At 45.0% G+C, this 20012-nt stretch carries 19 protein-coding genes and 1 riboswitch; of the genes, 5 read left to right on the forward strand and 14 right to left on the reverse strand.

All coding sequences use genetic code 11. The annotated features are described in order from the left end of the window. Positions 1-95 precede the first annotated feature (95 nt). Positions 96-1187, forward strand: a complete 1092-nt coding sequence (gene xerS, locus BLQ13_RS04880; RefSeq protein ID WP_276326718.1) for a tyrosine recombinase XerS — start codon at positions 96-98, stop codon at positions 1185-1187. A 235-nt stretch (positions 1188-1422) separates the two neighbouring features. Here the strand turns inward: xerS and mobB are convergent, their stop codons facing one another. Together mobB and BLQ13_RS04890 are read right to left on the reverse strand one after the other, a co-directional pair. Then, a complete protein-coding gene (mobB, locus tag BLQ13_RS04885) occupies positions 1423-1995 on the reverse strand; it encodes a molybdopterin-guanine dinucleotide biosynthesis protein B (RefSeq protein WP_090916639.1) in 573 nt (190 codons plus the stop codon). 5 nt (positions 1996-2000) lie between these two features. Then, positions 2001-3269, reverse strand: coding sequence for a molybdopterin molybdotransferase MoeA (locus BLQ13_RS04890; protein WP_090917294.1), 1269 nt, complete (start codon positions 3267-3269; stop codon positions 2001-2003). 238 nt (positions 3270-3507) lie between these two features. On the opposite strand from BLQ13_RS04890, the gene BLQ13_RS04895 reads away from it, so the two are divergent. Continuing rightward, positions 3508-3852: an HNH endonuclease gene (locus tag BLQ13_RS04895; RefSeq protein ID WP_244159226.1), complete on the forward strand. Its 345-nt coding sequence runs from the start codon at positions 3508-3510 to the stop codon at positions 3850-3852. Positions 3853-3987: 135 nt separating this feature from the next. On the opposite strand, the gene BLQ13_RS04900 is transcribed toward BLQ13_RS04895, so the two are convergent. From BLQ13_RS04900 to lpdD, 5 genes are all read right to left on the reverse strand, one after another. Then, the gene (locus BLQ13_RS04900) at positions 3988-4737 is read right to left on the reverse strand and encodes a DUF4247 domain-containing protein (protein WP_090916641.1); all 750 of its coding nucleotides are present in this window, start codon (positions 4735-4737) and stop codon (positions 3988-3990) included. Between the two features lie 11 nt (positions 4738-4748). Further along, positions 4749-5255: a DUF4178 domain-containing protein gene (locus BLQ13_RS04905; protein ID WP_090916643.1), complete on the reverse strand. Its 507-nt coding sequence runs from the start codon at positions 5253-5255 to the stop codon at positions 4749-4751. Between the two features lie 31 nt (positions 5256-5286). Further along, on the reverse strand, positions 5287-5688 hold the full coding sequence (locus BLQ13_RS04910; protein WP_090916645.1) for a DUF350 domain-containing protein: 402 nt from the start codon (positions 5686-5688) through the stop codon (positions 5287-5289). Between the two features lie 95 nt (positions 5689-5783). Then, complete coding sequence (locus BLQ13_RS04915; protein WP_090916647.1) at positions 5784-6455, reverse strand: PspA/IM30 family protein; 672 nt, start codon at positions 6453-6455, stop codon at positions 5784-5786. A 191-nt stretch (positions 6456-6646) separates the two neighbouring features. After that, entirely contained in the window at positions 6647-6982 is a 336-nt protein-coding gene (gene lpdD / locus BLQ13_RS04920; RefSeq protein WP_090916649.1) for a prenylated flavin chaperone LpdD, read from the reverse strand. A 153-nt stretch (positions 6983-7135) separates the two neighbouring features. On the opposite strand from lpdD, the gene BLQ13_RS04925 reads away from it, so the two are divergent. Beyond that, complete coding sequence (locus tag BLQ13_RS04925; protein WP_090916651.1) at positions 7136-7954, forward strand: polysaccharide deacetylase family protein; 819 nt, start codon at positions 7136-7138, stop codon at positions 7952-7954. 131 nt (positions 7955-8085) lie between these two features. On the opposite strand, the gene BLQ13_RS04930 is transcribed toward BLQ13_RS04925, so the two are convergent. The 3 genes from BLQ13_RS04930 to BLQ13_RS04940 all read right to left on the reverse strand — a co-directional run bounded on the left by BLQ13_RS04930 (position 8086) and on the right by BLQ13_RS04940 (position 11317). Beyond that, the gene (locus BLQ13_RS04930; protein ID WP_090916653.1) at positions 8086-8757 is read right to left on the reverse strand and encodes a 3D domain-containing protein; all 672 of its coding nucleotides are present in this window, start codon (positions 8755-8757) and stop codon (positions 8086-8088) included. 2 nt (positions 8758-8759) lie between these two features. Further along, positions 8760-8956, reverse strand: a riboswitch (cyclic di-AMP (ydaO/yuaA leader). 185 nt (positions 8957-9141) lie between these two features. Next, positions 9142-9864, reverse strand: coding sequence for an amino acid ABC transporter ATP-binding protein (locus tag BLQ13_RS04935; protein WP_090916655.1), 723 nt, complete (start codon positions 9862-9864; stop codon positions 9142-9144). After that, positions 9851-11317: an ABC transporter substrate-binding protein/permease gene (locus BLQ13_RS04940; protein WP_090916657.1), complete on the reverse strand. Its 1467-nt coding sequence runs from the start codon at positions 11315-11317 to the stop codon at positions 9851-9853. The genes BLQ13_RS04935 and BLQ13_RS04940 overlap by 14 nt, the downstream gene beginning before the upstream one ends. A 198-nt stretch (positions 11318-11515) precedes the next feature. On the opposite strand from BLQ13_RS04940, the gene BLQ13_RS04945 reads away from it, so the two are divergent. Next, positions 11516-12691 carry a M20 family metallopeptidase gene (locus tag BLQ13_RS04945; RefSeq protein ID WP_090916659.1) on the forward strand — a complete coding sequence of 392 codons (1176 nt, stop codon included), beginning with the start codon at positions 11516-11518 and terminating at the stop codon, positions 12689-12691. Positions 12692-12774: 83 nt separating this feature from the next. Here BLQ13_RS04945 and glgA read toward each other — a convergent pair whose 3' ends face one another. Then, positions 12775-14205 (reverse strand): glycogen synthase GlgA, encoded by a 1431-nt coding sequence (gene glgA, locus BLQ13_RS04950; RefSeq protein ID WP_090916661.1) that lies wholly within the window; start codon positions 14203-14205, stop codon positions 12775-12777. Further along, entirely contained in the window at positions 14202-16223 is a 2022-nt protein-coding gene (gene glgB / locus BLQ13_RS04955; protein ID WP_090916664.1) for a 1,4-alpha-glucan branching protein GlgB, read from the reverse strand. Before glgB ends, glgA begins: the two co-directional genes overlap by 4 nt. Before the next feature lie 196 nt (positions 16224-16419). Between glgB and BLQ13_RS04960 the strand changes: the two genes are divergently transcribed. After that, positions 16420-17646 carry a glucose-1-phosphate adenylyltransferase gene (locus BLQ13_RS04960; protein ID WP_090916666.1) on the forward strand — a complete coding sequence of 409 codons (1227 nt, stop codon included), beginning with the start codon at positions 16420-16422 and terminating at the stop codon, positions 17644-17646. Positions 17647-17759: 113 nt separating this feature from the next. On the opposite strand, the gene BLQ13_RS04965 is transcribed toward BLQ13_RS04960, so the two are convergent. Beyond that, entirely contained in the window at positions 17760-19313 is a 1554-nt protein-coding gene (locus BLQ13_RS04965) for a sensor histidine kinase (RefSeq protein WP_244159227.1), read from the reverse strand. Next, a complete protein-coding gene (locus tag BLQ13_RS04970) occupies positions 19310-20008 on the reverse strand; it encodes a response regulator transcription factor (RefSeq protein WP_090916668.1) in 699 nt (232 codons plus the stop codon). Before BLQ13_RS04970 ends, BLQ13_RS04965 begins: the two co-directional genes overlap by 4 nt. Positions 20009-20012: the final 4 nt, after the last annotated feature.

A 20012-nucleotide genomic window follows, 5' to 3' on the forward strand; every position in this document is an offset into this window, starting at 1 on the left:
GCCTACCAGCATAATCAAACAAGATGATGCATGTAAATTATGGTACACTTAATATACTTTGTAGATAAATAATCGTTCACATGGAGGTGCCGAACTTGACCAACGTGCAAAAAGAGATTGACCGACGCAAACTAGATGAAAAACTACCATCCATGCCCTGGTTTGTTCAGCAATTCATTGACTATAAACTGCCTGATCTGTCTCCGTCCACGCTGCTGGAGTATTTGAGAGATTATGATACCTTTTTCAGCTGGCTACGTGCAGAAGGGCTGTCCCAAGCTGAGTCCAACCAAGCGGTAACATTGACCGAACTGGAAGTGCTACGTATGGATTCGGTTACTGCGTACCGACTGTTCCTGACTACGAAGCGTGAGGGAACCAATTCAAGAATCACGGTTTCACGCAAGCTTTCTTCCCTGCGGTCGTTATTTCATTATTTAAGCCAAATTGCTGAAGATGAGGACTTCTATCCCCTGCTTAAACGTAATATCATGGCCAAGATTGAGATCAAACGTACCCATAAACCTAAAGATACTGCCGCGAAACTCAAGGGCAAGATATTGGAAGAGAATGAATTACTCGAATTTATCGGTTACATTCTCGAGGGCTACGCTACAGATATGCAGAAGAACAAACAGGCCCTGTACTCACATGAGTTGAACAAAGAACGAGATGCCTGTATCGCCAGCCTCATCCTCAACTCCGGTCTACGGGTATCTGAAGTGGTTAACTTGAATGTGGATGACCTCGATCTAGGTAACAAACTGCTCTATGTTTACCGCAAAGGTAACAATGATGAAACATACAAAACGCCCGTATATTTCAGAGAACAGGCCAAAGATGAGCTGGCAGCTTACATGAATCTGCGGCAATCCCGTTACCGCACACCTAAACGAGAAAAAGCACTTTTCATTGCACTCCGTAACGGGGAATCTGAAGGAAGTCGAATGACTAAACGTGCGATTCAGGCGATGATTATGAAATACGCTAAATGTTTTGGCAAACCGTATCTTACCGTGCACAAATTACGCCATTCTTTTGCCACCGACTATTATTTGCAAAATGATATTTACAAAACCAAAGAGCAACTAGGTCATGCTTCTACCGAAACAACCGAAATTTATGCGCATCTCACCGACAAAACGATGTCCGAAGCCATCGAACGCCGCATGGATGATAATGCTTAGAGTTATCACAAAAGTCTTATAGACAATTGCACATGTGGCTGTCCTCTCTTGTGATGAAACAGTACACCGCGTGCCACACGCGGTGTGAAACACGTACTAAAATGAAATATCAGGTCATTCGAAGATAGGTTAAATGGAGCATTTTAGCAGTTATATATTAAAATCATTTGTTTAGTTTACATAATAAAAGTTACGTTAAAATAACCCTCCACAGACCTTGATCATTCTAACGATCTCAGGTATTAAGTGATTTTAGCTGGAGCAGAGCCTCTACAATAACTTCCCGTTCATGGAACAGGAAACCGGCCATAGCTCCTTTGCTTATCTCCTGTTTCTTATCCATCTGAGCACTTAACTTTTCCGCCTCTGCTTCCCTCATTAATTCAGGCGTCCAAAAAACAATGCCAACCACCTGCTGAAGCTTGCGTATCAGAGTCAGGTCATTGGCTTCGCGCACCATCACCAATTTGGGATACGGGGCGTCTTTGAAACCTTCAATCACAATCCAGTCATAGTCTGAGAACTGGCTTAACATATCGTCAAGCCGGGTATTGTGTTGCTTGATGACCGCCGTTCTTTTCTGAGACATCACCACAACAGCTGCAGCCCCCGCCCTGCCAAACTGATACGAGTCCGTCCCTTCCTGATCCATCTCAAAATGGTCATGCCCGTCATGTTTGAATGCAGCAACCTTCAAGCCTTTGGAAGCAAGTCCGGAGATTAATGCAGCTGTCATTGTTGTCTTGCCTGTATTTTTATATCCAACGACTTGGATGATCTTTGGCTCTGAAGCAATCCTTTTATCCATTTTAGTTACCTTGCCTGCCCGGTTGGAAGTTTGAGAATTGTGACCTGTTCCCCTGCAGCTATGCCCTTTTTCTCAGGCGGAATCACAATGAGGCAGTCACTGTCTTTAATGGTGATCATGACACTTGACTCATCCACACGAGATGCAGCTGGAGCCGCAAATACTTTTCCGTCTCGAATGATCGTACGTCCTCGTACAAAACGAGTGAAGTTGTTCACCTTTGTATAGCCGTCTTCCAAAATCACATTCCATTCTTCCAAATAAGGATGGACATCTGCTTGCATCGCACGAAGTGTGGGACGAACAAACAGATTAAATCCAACAAAACAAGCGCCTGGATTACCTGATAAAGCAAATAACAGCTTGTCCTTATATACAGCAGCCGTAGTTACACTGCCTGGGCGCATCGTGACTTTGTTAAAGAGAAGTTGCATCTGTTCTTCGAGCACAAGTTCGCCCATTATATCGTAGTCTCCAACAGACACGCCACCTGTCGTCACAACGATATCATTGTCCCGGATCGCTTCCTCCAGTTTTGCCCTTGCGGTATTCACATCGTCTGCGATGGCTCCGTACATGACCGGCTCTCCTCCAGCTTCCACAACCAGAGAACGTAACATGTAGCTGTTGCTGTTGCGAATCCGACCAGGTTGCAACGGCTCATGAACCTCAAGTAACTCCGTTCCTGTAGCAAAAATAGCCACCCTCGGCCGTTCAAAGACCGGCACTTCTGCCACGCCAAACGTCGCCAGCACAGATTGTTCACCCGCCCCGATTACGGTACCGGCTTCGATCAGTTGCTGGCCCTCCTGCACTTCAAGCCCAATGGGCGTAATATTAGCCCCAGCCTGAATCTGACGTTTCAGTGCAATCCAGTGCTCCCCTTCTTCTTGCTTGCTTTCCGTCATCTCCATCATGACGACAGCATCTGCACCATCCGGAACTTGAGCACCCGTCATGATTCTTGCAGCCGTTCCAGGTGTAATATGATGTTCTGGTGTATATCCGCACGGGATTTCATCAATAACGCGAAACCACACTTGATGATCACTTGTGGCCTCAGCCGTATCTGCACTTTGAATCGCAAAACCATCCATACCTGATCTGCGGAAAAAAGGATACGCATGCGGCGCTTCAATCGACGTTGCAAGTGTGCGGCCATGTGAGTCAGCAAGAGGCACATGTTCAATCCGGCCTGCCGATACCTGAGCAGCAATTCTGCTCTGTGCTTCCGGTACTTGTACAGCCGTACGATGAAATTTAGCGGTGGTCATATCATATGAATGGGAATTATGTTTCAAAGTAACTTACCTCCTGAGGTCTTTTTCTCATTTAAGAAAGTGTAGCCCGAATATACGCCGATGACAAGTCGATTACTCACTGAATCCGAATAGAAAAACTGCATATGTATCTGAACAGACACATTCTAAATGTGTTCACTCTTGAGATTTAACAGGAGAAACATCATTGCTATCACTACCCGCTAATATGATCAGGGGCCAAACTGGTAACATGAAATACCCTTTCTTTGCACATAATAGCATTCGAAATCGGGAGGTGATCACCACGAATCATCATTGTGAGTTATGCGGGAGAGAACCCGTCGAGACAACAGTTCATCATTTAACGCCAAAGGAGTTGGGCGGTAGCTTCATGCCCACAGCTAACCTGTGCATTCCCTGTCATAAACAAATCCACTCGTTATATACGAATCGGGATCTGGTTACGCTGGGATTGACCGATCTACAATCGCTGCGTGCAGATGAACGGATCATTCCTTACCTGCGCTGGATACGCAAACAGCCAGCTTCTTCGATTCCTCGTGTTCGCAAGTCCCATCAAGTCCGCAAATCATAAAAAAATAACAGTAACAAGGTGCTCACTGTCATTCGCCAGTGTCTCACCATGCTACTGTTATTTTGTCCTGTATATAATCATCATCCTGTGAATCATAATCATTCCATGAAGCATATATATCAGGCTTGCGAGGTGTTATCTTCGCCTCATAATCCTGCCACCACCGATTCGAGTCTTTGGTTTTTTGTAGGATTTTTTTGGTGAATCAAACAAACCACCCAAGCCACCACTGCTCTTGTTGCGATCGATACTTCCTCGACTTTGATCCTTTTTGCGGTCAAATAAACCGCCGCCAGAACCAACACTTGTGTCCTTATCACTGCCACGCCGCGTAATGGAGCCTTTTCGCTCAACGGTAATAGGTGGAGCCAGCTTTTTATCATTGCTCGTTGGGGCCCGATACGATCCTGCACTCGGTTTGTACGTATCCCGTTCCGTGTATCCCCGATAATTGCCTGAACCGCGTCCACCAAAAGTATCAAACAGATTTCCGATTAACGTTGCCGTTAGATACCCTTGTAAGAAGGAAGAGCTATAGTTCTGACGAACATATTCCTTGGAATCGACTTCGACGAGCGTATCCTCTGGTTTCTTGGGATCTTGTTGCAGATGATAATACTGGTCTTGATACACCAGGAACATACGCTCTGTATTTTCTGCCGAGATCTGGTCGGGTGTTCGTTGATCGGACAGCTCTTTTGCTACTTCAGGAACTGTGCGATCTGCAGCCCGATACACATAAGACGTGGATTGACCGCTGCCACTTACCGATTCAAGAGGATATGTATCCTGTACGGAAGGAGCTGCACCACACGCAGACAGCAGAGACATCACAAGGCTGAGGACCAGCATTAATTTTAATCCATGTGCCAAGCGTTTTTTCATTGGAACCTCTCCTAGTTCGAACGAATCACTTTGATATCCGCAGGAAGAATGGACTCACCCTCGTAGAGGTTAAACCTTCTATCTTGCCATTCCACACGAAGAAGTTTGTTATCATCCGATTGATACTGCCACACAAGCTGCTCACCAGCCTGACCATAAGGCGTTCTACCCACAGTCTGAACCATACCTCCATATTCTTCCTCCAAATGATACACGTGATCATCCAGTTCAAGAATGGTCGGCACCTCGTCAGGGGCATCAAGTCTCCCATCAATAGGTGCATACAGGGCGTAACGCGTGATCTCACGCTCCTCCACATGTAAATATCGGAATGAACTACCATCCTGGAGCGTTAATACAACTGCGTTACGAGCCCGATTCTGCACCCTGCCAACGACTTCATAAGTGACCAGAGACACTTCACAGATATCCCCAGGAGCAAGCTGAAGCATCGTTTTTTCCACTTTAGGTGGCTCGGGCTTTGTTAGTATTCCTTTAATACGTTTCCATACACTCATGCCAATTACTCCTGTTCCTTATCTTATCGGCTTACAAGCACGCTGCAATAATCAATGCGCCTACAATATGCAAAGCGCCTGAGAACAAGCCATACCCTGTCTTACCTTGCTGTATTCCCGTATCCAGATCCAATGTGGCCCATTTGCGAATCATAAAGTGAACAACACTTTCCAGAATTAATAAAATTACAAATGATACAACAGAAACGAGCAAAGCTTCTCCAAGATGTCCTGCTGTCGAGATGGATGTTGCAAGCACGTAACCTTGCGCAAATAACTTCATTACCATCCGGGTGGTGACCGCCATATTGCCAGCCTTGACTTCAGCAAAATCCTTGTATTTCGTAAAAAGTGAATCTACATACATCAGTACAAACAGCAAAACCGAACCTGAAACCGTCCAGACCAGCATCGCCAAAATGTTCAAATCCATTTACACAGCCTCCACTTATCAACATGATCCGCATTTAAAAGCGAAGGAGAAACGCTGTTCCCCTCCGCTGGTTAACCCTGCTGAACGCCAAGGTGTTAGTTTTTATTTTCGTACTGTTTCATAAGTGCAGCAAGTTCGTCCTCAACAGCCGCATCCTTACCAAGTTTCTCAAATTCCTCGTCAAGTGATTTGCCTTTGGAAGACATTTCGTTGCTTGCTTCAGCCTGAGCTTCCATCTGCATCATTTTCTCTTCCATACGTTTCAAGCCCGCACTTGCCGTATCTGAGCTAAATCCGTTCAGCGCTTTGTTGATTTCGGTTTGTGCTTTGGCTGCGTTATAACGAGCAACCAGCGTTTCGCGCTTGTTTTTCATCTGTGTCAATTGTTTGCGCATCTCATCGAGTTTGCCACGAAGATTGTCTGCGGACGCTTTGTTTTGATCGTAGCTGGCTTTGTATTCCACCATTTTCTCTTCCGCTGCTTTCTTCTCTTCCAAAGCGCGACGAGCAAGGTCCATGTTCTGTGCACGAGCTGCCGTGTGAGCCTGCTCTTCACGTTTCTTCACAAGTGCTTCCTGTTCCTCGAACAATTGCTTGAACTTCTTCTCGATTGCGATTTGTGCGGCTACTGCTTTCTCAGCATCTTCCAGATCCTCTTGCATGTCACGGATATATTGATCCGTCATCTTGATTGGATCTTCAGCTTTGTCGATAATTGCATTGATGTTAGACATTGTCAGGTCACGTAATCTTTTAAAAATAGACATTAGGTTATTCCTCCCAGTGGATTGTGCATTGTATATAAAGATACATACGTTACAATCTGCAACTCGTTTCAATTTTACAAAAAAAAATTAAAACTTGATGACAACCTCTAATATAAGGAGGATTACCTCTGAAGGTTATGCTTATCCAGGCACGTGTCGTTTATCCTATAAGGTGACCGATTACCAAAACATTACTCTGACTTCTTATTCAAATGTTCATCCACAAGTCTCTCTGCAGTCATTACGATCTCGTCGATCTGCACTCGTGTAATGCTGTCAAAATGTATGCCCATAATAACGGTTACCGTAACTTTCAGTTGCAGGGCCGCCTTGCGGGCTAGCCGCTCACATAACTCTTGTTCCTTGTGTCCCGGGATATGTACCGTTGTTCCACTAACCCGATCATGGTCAACATAGAATGTAGCTACAGCCCCGATATGAGCTTTACCACCCGTAACCAGAAATACCTTGTCCTGTCCTGCCTCAAAAACCTCTAAACGAATGGATTTCAAATCATATGTACTCATCGTCTCTCACCTATCCTTCTCTATATGTTATATATGGTGGAATTATGGCTTTCATGACCTGATGATGCAATGAAACTTCTCACACACGCATAAAAGAAACAGGCAACGGGCATACCATAGAGAACGCAATTTTGGAAAAAGGAGGCCGTTAACATGCGAATACGCCTCGTCATGCTCGCACTCGTTACTATTATATGCTCTGGGGTTTATACAGCTCCTTTAGCCCCTGCGCCTGTGTCTGCTGCTTCATCTGAGGAACCTTCTTCAACCCTCAGTGATACACCGGCGTCTGGGTCAGATGTTAAAGAAGAACAGTTGACTCTAGGTCAACTTCGTCAGAAATACGCGGATACGTTCAAAACCAATGGCCCTTCCACCAAACAAGTTGCGCTGACTTTTGATGATGTACCTGATCCAAGATTTACACCGCAGGTACTTGATGTATTAAAAAAATATAAGGTTCGTGCTACTTTTTTTGTTGTTGGCAGCCGTGCGGAGAAACACCCGGACTTGGTGAAACGGATGGTGAAAGAAGGACATATCGTTGGCAATCACAGCTACAATCATCCTGAATTCAGCAAATTATCAATGACTGCCTTTCGCAAACAAATATTACATACCGGCGATATCATTCACCGCCTGACGGGGTATACGCCCAAAATGATTCGTCCTCCGTATGGGGACATTAACGAAGAACAGTTGAGATGGGCTGCAAAACAGCATTACAGCATCGTGAATTGGAATGTGGATTCTCTCGATTGGAAGGGACTAGACAAGGAAAAGGTAAAACATAATATTCTCACCGCGGTGAAACCTGGTTCCATCGTATTACAACATGCTGGCGGCGGTACAGGTTCGAACCTGAAAGGTACAGTAGAGGCTTTGCCTGAGGTTATTGAGGAATTGCGAAACCGAGGATATGAATTAGTTACATTGGACGAGATGCTTAAACTGCCAAAAGAGAAACAATAATTAAAAGAACAGGGTGTCCCTCTACGTCGTCATGAATTATGCCTATCATGATTACGCAAGAAAGAACACCCTGTCTATTAATGCTCAATTCAACTTATGACCTCACATCCATAAATGAGAGGGTTTAAGCCTTATTTTAGAATGTACAACTCAATATCCTGAAAACCAAACGAACTAACGAACTGTTTGCTTCCAGGGATAAAGATGTCAATACGATTTCCCTTGATCGCGCTACCTGCATCCAAAGCCGTTGCTACGAAAGCCTGTTTCGGCAATCCAGGGTGTGTATGCCCTGTCACTAGTACCTTGGTTCCAAAAGGGATAACCTTGGGATCCACTGCGATTGTGCCGAGTTCGAGCGGGTTGCCAAAATAATCAACGGGGCCCCATCCACCATTCTCGGAAGCATCCGCGGAATACGCTGTTGCTTTAACACTAAGCGTTTTGCTGTAGTCGAATGTTTTCCCCCAAGCCTGTACCACTTTATTATCTGTATTCACGTCCAGGCTTGCAGCAGTCACCGTTTTTTCCTGCGACTTCGTTTGAACTGGTGCCGCTTCTACTTTGTTTTCGTTACCTGGGATTGTAATTTTCAAACCACCATAGATGTTATAAGGTGAGATGTCTTTATTCGTTTTAATTAATGTGTTCATATCAACGCCGTATTGCTTGGATAAGGTGAAGAAGGTATCCCCTTCTTTGGCCACATGAACGGAATCCGCGTGAGCCGGAACGGCTTGAATGAATAGAATGGATGTCAGTAGTGCGATGGCTGTTTTGGCTAAACGTTTCTTGTTATACATGGTCTTCCTCCCTCATGATGCCTGCGAAGTTAGTTGTCGGATTCGGATGGAGGAACCCACCCTATAGGCTGTACGTGACATGCTGAAGCATTATGTATTCCTAATTCACCCCAAGCAGCATATTTCTCAAATCATTAACTATGTCTGCATTGTTACGTCCCCCGCACTTCCGCTTCGGAAGTTTCGGCAGTCTTGAATATATCACAAATTTGTAACCTTAAGCTGTAGTAAATGTTTCCATTTGGCGTTTTAATTCATTTTACAGGTAACAGAAAAGTTACTTTTTCAGCTCTACCTTTTCTGCAAACAACAAAAAAGCGTCACCGGATCTTTCGATCCGATAACGCTGTTATTCATTTGATTCTATATACGGAATGGCATGAATTAAAGTACTTTTGCAAGAAAGTCTCGTGTACGCGGATGTTTTGGCGCACCAAACACTTCATCCGGGGTACCTTCCTCAACGATGACGCCGCCGTCCATGAACAGAATGCGGTCTCCCACCTCACGCGCAAAACCCATCTCATGCGTTACAATGACCATCGTCATTCCGCCTTCAGCAAGCCGTTTCATGACTTCCAATACCTCTCCGACCATCTCCGGATCAAGGGCCGATGTTGGCTCATCAAACAGCATCACATGCGGCTGCATCGCGAGTGCTCTTGCAATGGCAATCCGTTGCTTTTGACCACCGGACAGCTGGTTAGGATATACATCTTTTTTGTCCGCCAAACCCACTGTCTTCAGAAGATCCTCGGCAATTCGGTTAGCCTCATCCGTCGATTGTTTCTTCACCTTGATTGGAGCAATCGTAATATTTTGCTGAACCGTTTTATGAGGGAACAGATTAAAATGTTGGAACACCATGCCCATCTTCTCACGTGTAGCATTAATGTTATGCTTGGGATCGGTGATCGAAACACCTTCGAAATCGATCTGTCCCGATGATGGCTGTTCCAACAGGTTCAGACAACGCAGAAATGTACTTTTACCCGAACCGGAAGGACCAATAACTACAACGACCTCACCTTTGCCGATCGTTACGTCGATGCCTTTCAGGACATCATTTTTACCATATGATTTGTGTAATTGCCTAACGTCTATCACTTGCACCCAACTTCCTTTCCAATCGTCCGAGCAGCTTGGACAGAATAAATGTCATCACAAAGTAAATCGCTGCCGCAATAATGAACGGGTTCAGACCCTGGAATGTGAGATTTTTGACTACACTTGCTTGATACATAATATCCACCATACCGATGACCGAAATAATGGATGATTCTTTAATGATCGTTACGAACTCGTTACCGATGGCTGGCAAAACGGCCTTGAAGGCCTGTGGCAGAATAATGTAACGCATCGCTGCGCCTCTGCCCATACCCAATGAACGGGCTGCTTCCAGTTGACCACGATCAACGCCTTGAATACCGGCACGGAAAATCTCGGCGAGATACGCACCGCTGTTAATGGAAAGCGTCATAATCCCTGCTTGAAGTGCTGAGAAGTTAATGCCAAAAGTTAGCGACACCCCGTAATAGATAATCATAAGTTGTACCAGCATTGGCGTCCCGCGGATCACCTCTACATAAGTTGTACCAATCCAGCGAAGAATCGCCATATTATGAAGACGGAACAGGCAAATAATCAGACCGATGATGACCCCGAATATTACGCCTAGCGCTGACAACAGGAGCGTGTAACCGATACCTGTTGCATATAAGCCTTTGTATTCCCAGAACAATTGAAAAATGTTTTGAGATTTTTTGACTTTGTCAGCCATCAGGAGACTTGCTTCTGTAACCATCTGGCTGATCTTGTCTTCGCTTTTCAAGCGGTCCAAGGTTTTGTTTACAGAGGCTAATAACTCCGTATTGCCCTTACGAATCCCGACAGCGGCTTCAGCCTGTTCTTCGTCAGGAACTGCTGCCGCAAGACCGATAATGTCATCCAGGTAACCAGCGGCTACGGTATCTTCTACAATAGCTGCGTCAACGCGTTTCGTTTGCAGTTGTAGCACGATGTCGGAGATTTTATCCAGTGAAGTGAGCTTTGCACCAGGAATCTTCTGTCCGATGGTTTCTTGAATGGATCCTTTTTGCACTCCAATCTTGACATTTTCCAGTGATTTCATGTCCGGATATTTGTCTTTGTCGACATTTCGAACCATAATCACTTGTTTGGATTTGTAATACGTATCTGAGAAATCAATGCTTTTCTTACGCTCATCTGTCGGCGTCATGCCTGAGACGACCAAGTCTACACGACCACTCTGAAGTGCGGGCAAAAGTCCGTCGAAGCCCATATCCTCGATAACGAGTTCAGCTCCAAGATCCGCCGCAATTTCTTTGGCAATCGCAATATCAAATCCGACGATTTCGTCTTTACCATTGATGACTTTGTGGAACTCATACGGTGCAAAATCGGCACTTGTACCGAGTACCAGTTTTTTACCGCCTGAGCTGTTATCTGTCGTTCCACTCGCCAGTGCCGCAGGTGCAGCCGCCGTCAGAAAAAGAAGGAACGTTAACAACATTACGGTATAACGACTTATTAATTTCAACCTTGTTCTCCCCTTACAATGCTATAATTACGATTACATACTGATTCGTCAGTCATGTTGATGACTGAGTCATTATAAAGTACAATGCATGATTATGCAATGCATTTTCAAGATCAAATCTTGACTTGTTTCTGAAAAAATACTGCAAACATGTTATACTCATGGAGTTATTTTCATTTTTGCCTAAGGAGTTTAGCCATGACAACAAATAAAACCCAAATTTTTAACGTTATTGATCAATATGCTTCCCGTTTCAAAGACATTTCATCATATATCGGAGCTCATCCTGAACTTGGAAATGAGGAATATCTTGCTTCTGCCCGTTTGAAGGAAGAATTGTCTTATCATGGGTTCGAAGTACAAGCTCCGATTCTCGGACTGGAAACAGCTTTCATCGGTACTTATGCTTCGAGCAAGCCAGGCCCGACCATTGCCCTATTATGTGAATATGATGCTTTGCCCGAAATTGGTCATGCTTGCGGACACCACCTGATCTGCATGATGAGCCTTGGCGCAGCCGTTGGACTGAAAGCCAAAGTGGACGAAGTCGGCGGAACGATCAAGGTGTTTGGTACACCTGCAGAGGAGACACGCGGGGCTAAAGTTCCGATGGCGGAAGCGGGGTTATTCGACGACTGTGATGTCGCACTGATGGCCCATCCATTCTATGCTTATGAAAAATCAGGCAGCTCCCTTGCAATCGATGCCGTACAGTTCGAGTTCCATGGTAAATCCTCACATGCGGCAGCCAGCCCACATGAAGGTATTAATGCCCTCGATGCGGTTATCCAAACATTCACCGGAATTAATGCCTTTAGACAGCAGGTGAAAAGCACCGTCCGTATTCACGGCATCATAAATAGCGGCGGACAAGCAGCTAACATTATCCCGGACTATGCATCTGCTCAGTTTTACGTGCGTGCCGCCACACGCAAAGAACTGAACGTTCTAACCGAACGTGTCGTTCAGATTGCACAAGGCGCTGCACTTCAGACCGGATGTAAACTCGTGACATCCAACTACGAAACATCCTATGATGAGATGGTCACGAATGAGACCTTCTCTGACGCGTTCAGTCAGAATTTAATGGAACTTGGCATTCCGCAGGAAGAAATCGTCAGTGGAGACGACCATGGTTCGATGGATATCGGTAATGTTTCCTTGAGATGCCCAGCGATTCACCCTTATATCCGTGTCGTTGATGAAGTTCATACCCTGCATTCTATTGAATTCCGTGATTTGGCGTTGCAGGAACGCGCTCTGGATGGCATGATTTTAGGAGCCAAAGCGCTCGCTGCTACAGCTTATGATGTTCTAAGCAAGCCTGAACTGTTGCAAGCCATCCGTAAGGAATTTGACCAAATTACTCGCTAAGTGATTCTGGAGTAACAACAAAAGCCGCAGTTATTAAACTGCGGCACTCCATACGAAAATCGAAATAAAACCTTACTCTTAGATCACACCTGAATTCGACGATAAATATCCATATATTCTTCAGCCGATACATCCCAGCTGTATTCCCCGCTCATTGCATTTTTCACAATTTTTTTCCACTCAGCCGGTTTACGATAGAACTCTTCTGCACGGCGAATGGTATTCATCATGTCATGTGCATTAAAACTTGTAAATGAAAAGCCGTTACCTTCTCCTGTGAACTCATTGTAAGCTTGAACCGTATCGTTTAATCCCCCTGTTTCCCTTACCAGTGGTACACTGCCATAACGCAATGCCAGCAACTGGCTAATTCCGCACGGCTCAAATTTGGATGGCATCAGGAAGATGTCACTGCCCGCATAGAAACGACGAGATAATCCGTCATTGAATGTAATCTGTGCTGACATTTTTAGTGGATACCGGTTAGCTGCCTCTCTGAACCAATGTTCATAAGCTGAATCTCCAGTCCCCAGCACGGCGAATTGAATGTCATCGTAGTAGAGCAGTTCATCCAGAACCCGACATACCAGATCAAGTCCTTTGGAATCAACGAGCCTGGTCACCATGACCATCAGGGGTGCATCTGGACGCACAGGAAGTCCCAGTTCTTTTTGCAATTCGATTTTATTTTCGATTTTTTTGGACAAGCTTGATCTGTATTTGACTGCAATTTTATTGTCCGTTGCCGGGTTATAACTTTTGGTATCAATGCCGTTCACAATACCGCTGAAGCGATCACCAAGCGAACTTAGTAATCCGTCCAGCCCATACCCATAATAAGATGTCTGCACTTCTCGAGCATAGGTTGGGCTCACCGTTGTCACATGATCAGAATACACAATACCTGATTTCAAGAAATTGACATTCCCATAATATTCGGCGCCTTCCATCGTAAAATACCGATCATCAAGCTCCAAAATTTCGCTGAACAACTGGTGTGGAAATACACCTTGATACAACAAATTATGTATGGTGAATACCGTTCGGATTTCACGATAGAACGCATCATGGGCATAGTGAGCCTTGAGCAACAACGGAATCATACCTGCATGCCAGTCATGTGTGTGTAGAACGTCTGGTTTAAAATCCAGCTGTGGAAGCACCTCGAGTACAGCGCGGTTGAAAAATGCAAATCGCTCGCCATCATCCATGTACCCATAAACGCCATCCCGTGCAAAATAATACTCATTGTCAATAAAATAAACTGGAATTCCTTCATACTCCAGCATCTCAATGCCACAATAGGCTCTACGCCAACCAAGCGGAACATCCGTCACGAGCACGGGTTTCATAGCTTCTTTGTATTCTTCAGGTATCCCTTTATATTTCGGCAAAATCACGCGTACATCTGCTCCGTTATTTTTCAACGCTTGCGGCAGAGCACCGATAACGTCAGCCAGACCTCCCGTTTTGATAAACGGATGGGCCTCTGCTGCTGCAAATAAAATATTCATGCTTTTGTCCCCCTATTCGGTTTAAGCGTGCTGTTCCCTTTTTTTTCTGTATTTTTTTCAGTCTTTTTTCTTGATTTCACGGAAGCGCTACCTTCAGCGATGGGCTCCGTTTTCCGGCGTGTATTCTTTTTTAAAATAACGATACTTAGCGGTGGTAAGTCCAGTTCCAGGCTGTTTGCATGCCCGTGAAATGGAATCTTTTCCGTAGGGATCAGCATATCATTAATTATCCCTGAACCACCGTAATCCGAATGATCACTATTTAATATTTCGGTATACATACCGGGACGCATGACGCCAATCCGGTAACGCTCCCTTTTGACAGGCTGAAAGTTAATGAGCACAAGGAGTGTATCCGCAGGTTTTTTTCCTTTGCGTACATATGAAATGACACTTTGGCCCTGGTCATCCGGAGTGATCCACTCATAACCGTCAAAGGAATGATCAAGCTCCCACAAAGCTTTTTCACGGACGTACAGCTCAGATAGCTCGCGCTCGAACTTGTGCAGGTTGCGGTGACTATCATAGTCCAGCAAAAACCAGTCCAACTGATCTTCATCTTTCCATTCGATGAACTGTCCAAACTCTCCACCCATGAACAACAGCTTTTTGCCTGGAAATGTCATGAAATAACCGAGAAACGCGCGCATACCCGCAAATTTTTGCTCATAACTTCCTGGCATTTTATTCAAAAGGGACTTTTTACCATGCACTACCTCGTCATGAGACAGAGGAAGCACATAATTTTCAGAAAAGGAGTATACCACCGGAAATGTCAGCAAATGATGTTTGGAAGCACGTTCATGAAAATCAGATTCCATGTAATCTAACGTATCATTCATCCAGCCCATGTTCCACTTATAGTTAAAACCCAGACCACCTTTGTCCACTGGCATGGTAACCATTGGCCATGCACTGGATTCTTCAGCCATCATTAAAGCATAAGGATAATATTCGAAAACAGTTGTGTTCAACTGTTGTAAAAAAGCGACAGCTTCTTTATTCTCCAGGCCACCTTCATCGTTCGTACGATATTGACCTGGCTGCTTTTCGAAATCAAGACGAAGCATACTTGTCACCGCATCAACACGAAGTCCATCAAAATGATACATTTCCATCCAGTACAGTGCGTTCGAAATAAGGAATGAGCGAACCTCAGGTTTGGAATAATCAAAACTAAGCGTTCCCCAGCCCGGCTTCTCGGCTAACATTGGATCTGCGTACTCGAACAAAGGTGTACCATCAAACAAGCGTAGGCCATGCGCATCTTTGGCAAAATGAGCTGGCACCCAATCCAGTAATACACCAATGCCCGCCTGATGTAGTGTATCCACCAGATACATCAGATCTTTGGGTTGCCCGTAGCGGCTTGTAGGTGCGTAAAAACCCGTATTTTGGTATCCCCATGACAGGTCATATGGATGCTCACTAAGGGGCATCATTTCAACGTGGGTATAATTCATCTCAAGCAAATAAGGAACGAGCAAATCCGCCATCTCACGATAACTATACAGGCTCCCATCGCCCTTGCGCTTCCAGGTACCCAGATGCATTTCATAAATATGTAAAGGTTTGTTGTACATTGAGCGTTGTTTACGCCTCCAAGCACCGTCATTCCATTTGTAACCTTCAATGGAACTTGTGATTGACGCCGTTCGAGGACGAACTTCTGCCTCAAATGCATACGGATCCGCTTTGAGAATTTCAGTCCCATCTTCCGTTAAAATGCGAAATTTGTATAAAGTACCTTCTTCGATTCCCGGAATAAAACGACTCCAAAATCCAGATTCGGGTATCTTATATAAAGGTTCCTTTTCCCCTTGCCATCCATTACGGTCCAGAGCCAGTCCCACCTCTACGGCATTGGGTGCCCATACGGTAAAACGGAATCCTTGACGGTGATCGCGAGTCTCAGGATGCGCGCCCAACATTCGATAACTGTGATGAAGATTACCTTCATGAAATAAATAAATAAGATCAGATAACTTATCCGGTTGTGCCAACGGTTCAATAGCCAAGGGATCACCTTCTTTTCTCCAGAAAATAGATATAACGTTAACCATTACCCCATTCTAGCCAAGTTGAAAAGAAAAATGCGTTGTTTTTAAAAATGATGTATTTTTTCAGAATTTTTACAATAGCTATCGTTTCAGAGGCTTCGCTTTCGTTTACTAATGTACTACACTGCACAAATATTTTGGGAGGGAAACGATCATGTTTAATAAAGATTGCATCGCTATGCTGTTGGCGGGAGGAGAAGGAAAGCGATTAGCTCCTTTAACCTCGAGGATTGCAAAACCCGCTGTACCGTTTGGCGGGCATTACCGGATTATCGATTTTCCTCTCAGTAACTGCGTCAACTCAGGGATCGACACTGTAGGTGTTCTGACGCAGTACCAGGCGGAATCATTGCACGAACATATTGGTCAAGGAGAGCCATGGACACCTGGCAATTCGAATGAGACCGGAATCTCCTTGCTTCCATCTTATCATACAGGAAATGACGAATACTTGGGAACTGCGGATGCCATATATAAAAATATGGACTATATTGACCAGCAAAACCCCGAAAATGTTCTAATTTTGTCGGGTGACCATATTTATCATATGAATTATCGCGAGATGCTCGAGGAACACAAGGCTAACAATGCCCTCGCTACGATTTCTGTCATGGAAGTGCCTTGGGACGAAGCCCATCGCTTCGGAATTATGGCAGCAGATGAAAATATGCGCGTGACCGAATTTGCCGAAAAACCGGCCGAACCTAAAAGTAACTTGGCCTCGATGGGCATTTACATGTTCAATTGGCAATATCTGAAACGTCACTTGCTTGAAGATGCTGCGAATCCAAATTCCAGTCATGACTTCGGAAAAGACGTTATTCCACAGATGTTAAACGAAACTAATTCGCTTTATGTATATAACTTCAATGGTTATTGGAAAGATGTCGGTACGGTGAAAAGTCTTTGGGATGCGCATATGGATCTGTTATATAACGAAGAAAACTGGAGCTTGCAACGAGAAGATTGGCCTATGTTCACCCGCGAATGGCGCTCCAAACCAAGCGCGATCAAAGCGAGACAAAATCAGATGCAACATCTGGCTTCCATGGTTCACGACTCTTGCGCTATTGAAGGCCGGGCTGAACGCTCCGTGATTTTCTGCGGTGCCGAAGTTGGCAAAGGCTCTGAAGTGCTTGACAGTGTCATTATGCCTAATGCACGCGTAGGCCGCGGTGTTCATATCGAACGTGCAATTATCGGCGAGGGAGCCATTATCAAAGATGGTGCCATTGTTAAAGGTACAGCCGATGAAATTGTGGTCGTTGGCCCAAATGAGATTGTCGCACCTAAACCAGCCGTACGCACGCAACCTGTACGTATGCTCAAAGAAGTGTATGAAAAAAGTGGTCGTCTCCGTGCTGGTGAATTATCCTCATAAATTCTTTAAGATGTACCTTAGATATAAAAAGGCGAGCCATTATGGCTCGCCTTTCTGGTTTCGCTGTATAAGATTTCATCGTCTGCTACCACCGAACGTGTGATAATGACGAACTAGCGCTTCTCACCCTCAGTTGATGAGTCATGAGCCTGTATCTGCTCATTCTGGTCTGGCTCCGAAGTTGTATTTGCCGGTTTCTCCGGTGTACCAGCTTCGATCAGTGCTACCTCATCCGTTATATCTTGTTCTACTGAAGCTATCTCCTGATTAAGCATAGGTAAGGAAACAGTCACCGTTGTCCCTGAACCAAGCTCACTTTGCATCGTAATGGTGCCCTCATGCAGTTCCACAAGCTCCTGAGTAATGGCAAGACCAAGTCCCGTGCCTCCATTTTGGTGGTTTACCTGGAAGAAACGATCCCTTACCTTAATCAAATGTTCCTCACTGATCCCAATTCCTGTATCCTGCACAACAGCCACAATCTGACCATTCTCTTCTTTGACCGTAAGGAATATCCACGAGTTCTCATGTGAGAACTTGATCGCGTTGTCCACAATGTTTAAGAACACCTGCTTCAAACGATTCCCATCGCCATATACATTGTAGGCGCGTGTTTCGTCCGTCTCTAACTTCAGATGTACCTGCTTTTGTTCAGCTTTGGCCCATACGTTCAGCATGGTCTCTTGCACAACCTCACGAATATTAACTGTGCCTTTCACAAGCTTCATCTGGTTCTGTTGCAGTTTGGAGAAATCAAGCATCTCCTCTACCAACCCGATTAGCCGCTCTGTTTCCTTCGCGATAATCCCCATACCAATACGTGTTTCTTCCGGATCGTATCCACCTGAATCAAGCGTTTCACTCCAACCCTTAATACTGGTCAGCGGTGTGCGCAGTTCATGGGAAATGGACGAAATAAAATCGTCTTTAATCTGGTTACTACGTACAATCTCATGGGCCATGAAGTTAAGCGTTGACGCGAGTTCGCCCAGTTCATGTTTATAATTCCCTTTGACTCTGACATCCAGCCGTCCTTTCGCCATCTGAGCAGATACCGCTGTGATACTGTTAATAGGCCTTACAATGGAGTTGGCCATTCCAATACTGATAATTAACACGATGGCAAGTACACCAACGCCTACGGCAATAGCCAGTAACCCCATGACAAGTAGTTTAGAGTTTACGGATTCGAGCGAAGTCAGATAACGTACAATGTACGTATTTTCACCACCGAGGTCGAATTTGTTGGCAACTGCCATCACCGATTCTCCGGTGTTGGGTTGTCTGCCAATCCATCGTCCCATATCCCCGTTCAAAGCCTGCATAACGTCGCTCGTTTGTAACATCGCTCGATCTGACTCAAAGGCCGTCGAACTCGCCAGCACGCGGCCGTTCAGATCCAGAATCTCCAGTTCAGTATTGTCTAATGCAAGTCGAACAAGGAGTCTGGACAAGTTGTTGTTGCCGTCTTCTCCATTACTAGCTCTGGCTATTGGCTCAAGAAAGTCTCTGTTATTGGTAATGTGCGTGCTAATGGTATTGTAAATGCTCTCATAATAATACCGTTGCACAGCTAGCATAAACACAAACTCAACAAGCACCAGAGCGAGGAAAACGACAATAAAGTAGTGTAATACGATCTGCCGCGTGATCCCCTTTTTGATCATTGATCCCGGCCCTTCCATTTGTACCCGTGACCCCATACAGTTTGCAGGTATTCAGGCTCGGAAGGATTGTTCTCAATTTTTTGACGTAGACGACGGATGTTAACATCAACAATTTTGGGATCACCCATATATTCTTTGCCCCACACATGGTCCAGTAGCAAGTCACGGCTCAGCGGCGTATTTTCTTTTTCCAAGAAGAACTGAATTAAAGAAAATTCCGTAGGTGTTAATTCAATGGCTTCATTATTCTTTTTAAACTGTTTGGAGATCAGATCCAGTGAAAACGGCCCCGATTGGAACGTTACTTTAGCCGCAGTTTCACGATGTACATTGACACGACGAAGAAGTGATTGAATCCGTGCAATCAGTTCAGTCGGGCTGAAAGGTTTGCTTACGTGATCGTCTGCCCCTACTGAAAGAGCGTATACTTTATCCTGCTCCTGAACTTTGGCTGTCAAGAAAATAATACCGAGCCGTTCGTTCGTTTCACGAATCCGTCTGCATACTTCAAACCCATCAATGCCAGGAACCATAACGTCCAGCAGTGCAAGATCAATATCGGGTACGGATTGCAAAATGCGTAAGGCCTCATGACCATCGCCCGCTTCCAGCACTTCGAATCCATTTCTTTTTAAATTAATGACGATAAAACTGCGGATAGATTCTTCATCCTCAAGAATAAGTACTTTACTCATCAAG

Origin of the sequence: Paenibacillus polysaccharolyticus (assembly GCF_900102085.1) — a bacterium.
Taxonomy (GTDB): domain Bacteria; phylum Bacillota; class Bacilli; order Paenibacillales; family Paenibacillaceae; genus Paenibacillus; species Paenibacillus polysaccharolyticus.

What these genes read in the sequence shown, in the direction of transcription:
- lpdD (WP_090916649.1), bottom strand. Translation starts at nt 6,982, where the DNA reads ATGAGTACATATGATTTGAAATCCATTCGTTTAGAGGTTTTTGAGGCA.
- BLQ13_RS04930 (WP_090916653.1), bottom strand. Translation starts at nt 8,757, where the DNA reads ATGTATAACAAGAAACGTTTAGCCAAAACAGCCATCGCACTACTGACA.
- BLQ13_RS04925 (WP_090916651.1), top strand. Translation starts at nt 7,136, where the DNA reads ATGCGAATACGCCTCGTCATGCTCGCACTCGTTACTATTATATGCTCT.
- BLQ13_RS04905 (WP_090916643.1), bottom strand. Translation starts at nt 5,255, where the DNA reads ATGAGTGTATGGAAACGTATTAAAGGAATACTAACAAAGCCCGAGCCA.
- BLQ13_RS04970 (WP_090916668.1), bottom strand. Translation starts at nt 20,008, where the DNA reads ATGAGTAAAGTACTTATTCTTGAGGATGAAGAATCTATCCGCAGTTTT.
- BLQ13_RS04960 (WP_090916666.1), top strand. Translation starts at nt 16,420, where the DNA reads ATGTTTAATAAAGATTGCATCGCTATGCTGTTGGCGGGAGGAGAAGGA.
- BLQ13_RS04965 (WP_244159227.1), bottom strand. Translation starts at nt 19,313, where the DNA reads ATGATCAAAAAGGGGATCACGCGGCAGATCGTATTACACTACTTTATT.
- BLQ13_RS04895 (WP_244159226.1), top strand. Translation starts at nt 3,508, where the DNA reads ATGAAATACCCTTTCTTTGCACATAATAGCATTCGAAATCGGGAGGTG.
- glgA (WP_090916661.1), bottom strand. Translation starts at nt 14,205, where the DNA reads ATGAATATTTTATTTGCAGCAGCAGAGGCCCATCCGTTTATCAAAACG.
- BLQ13_RS04910 (WP_090916645.1), bottom strand. Translation starts at nt 5,688, where the DNA reads ATGGATTTGAACATTTTGGCGATGCTGGTCTGGACGGTTTCAGGTTCG.
- BLQ13_RS04900 (WP_090916641.1), bottom strand. Translation starts at nt 4,737, where the DNA reads ATGAAAAAACGCTTGGCACATGGATTAAAATTAATGCTGGTCCTCAGC.
- mobB (WP_090916639.1), bottom strand. Translation starts at nt 1,995, where the DNA reads ATGGATAAAAGGATTGCTTCAGAGCCAAAGATCATCCAAGTCGTTGGA.
- BLQ13_RS04945 (WP_090916659.1), top strand. Translation starts at nt 11,516, where the DNA reads ATGACAACAAATAAAACCCAAATTTTTAACGTTATTGATCAATATGCT.
- BLQ13_RS04915 (WP_090916647.1), bottom strand. Translation starts at nt 6,455, where the DNA reads ATGTCTATTTTTAAAAGATTACGTGACCTGACAATGTCTAACATCAAT.
- BLQ13_RS04890 (WP_090917294.1), bottom strand. Translation starts at nt 3,269, where the DNA reads ATGACCACCGCTAAATTTCATCGTACGGCTGTACAAGTACCGGAAGCA.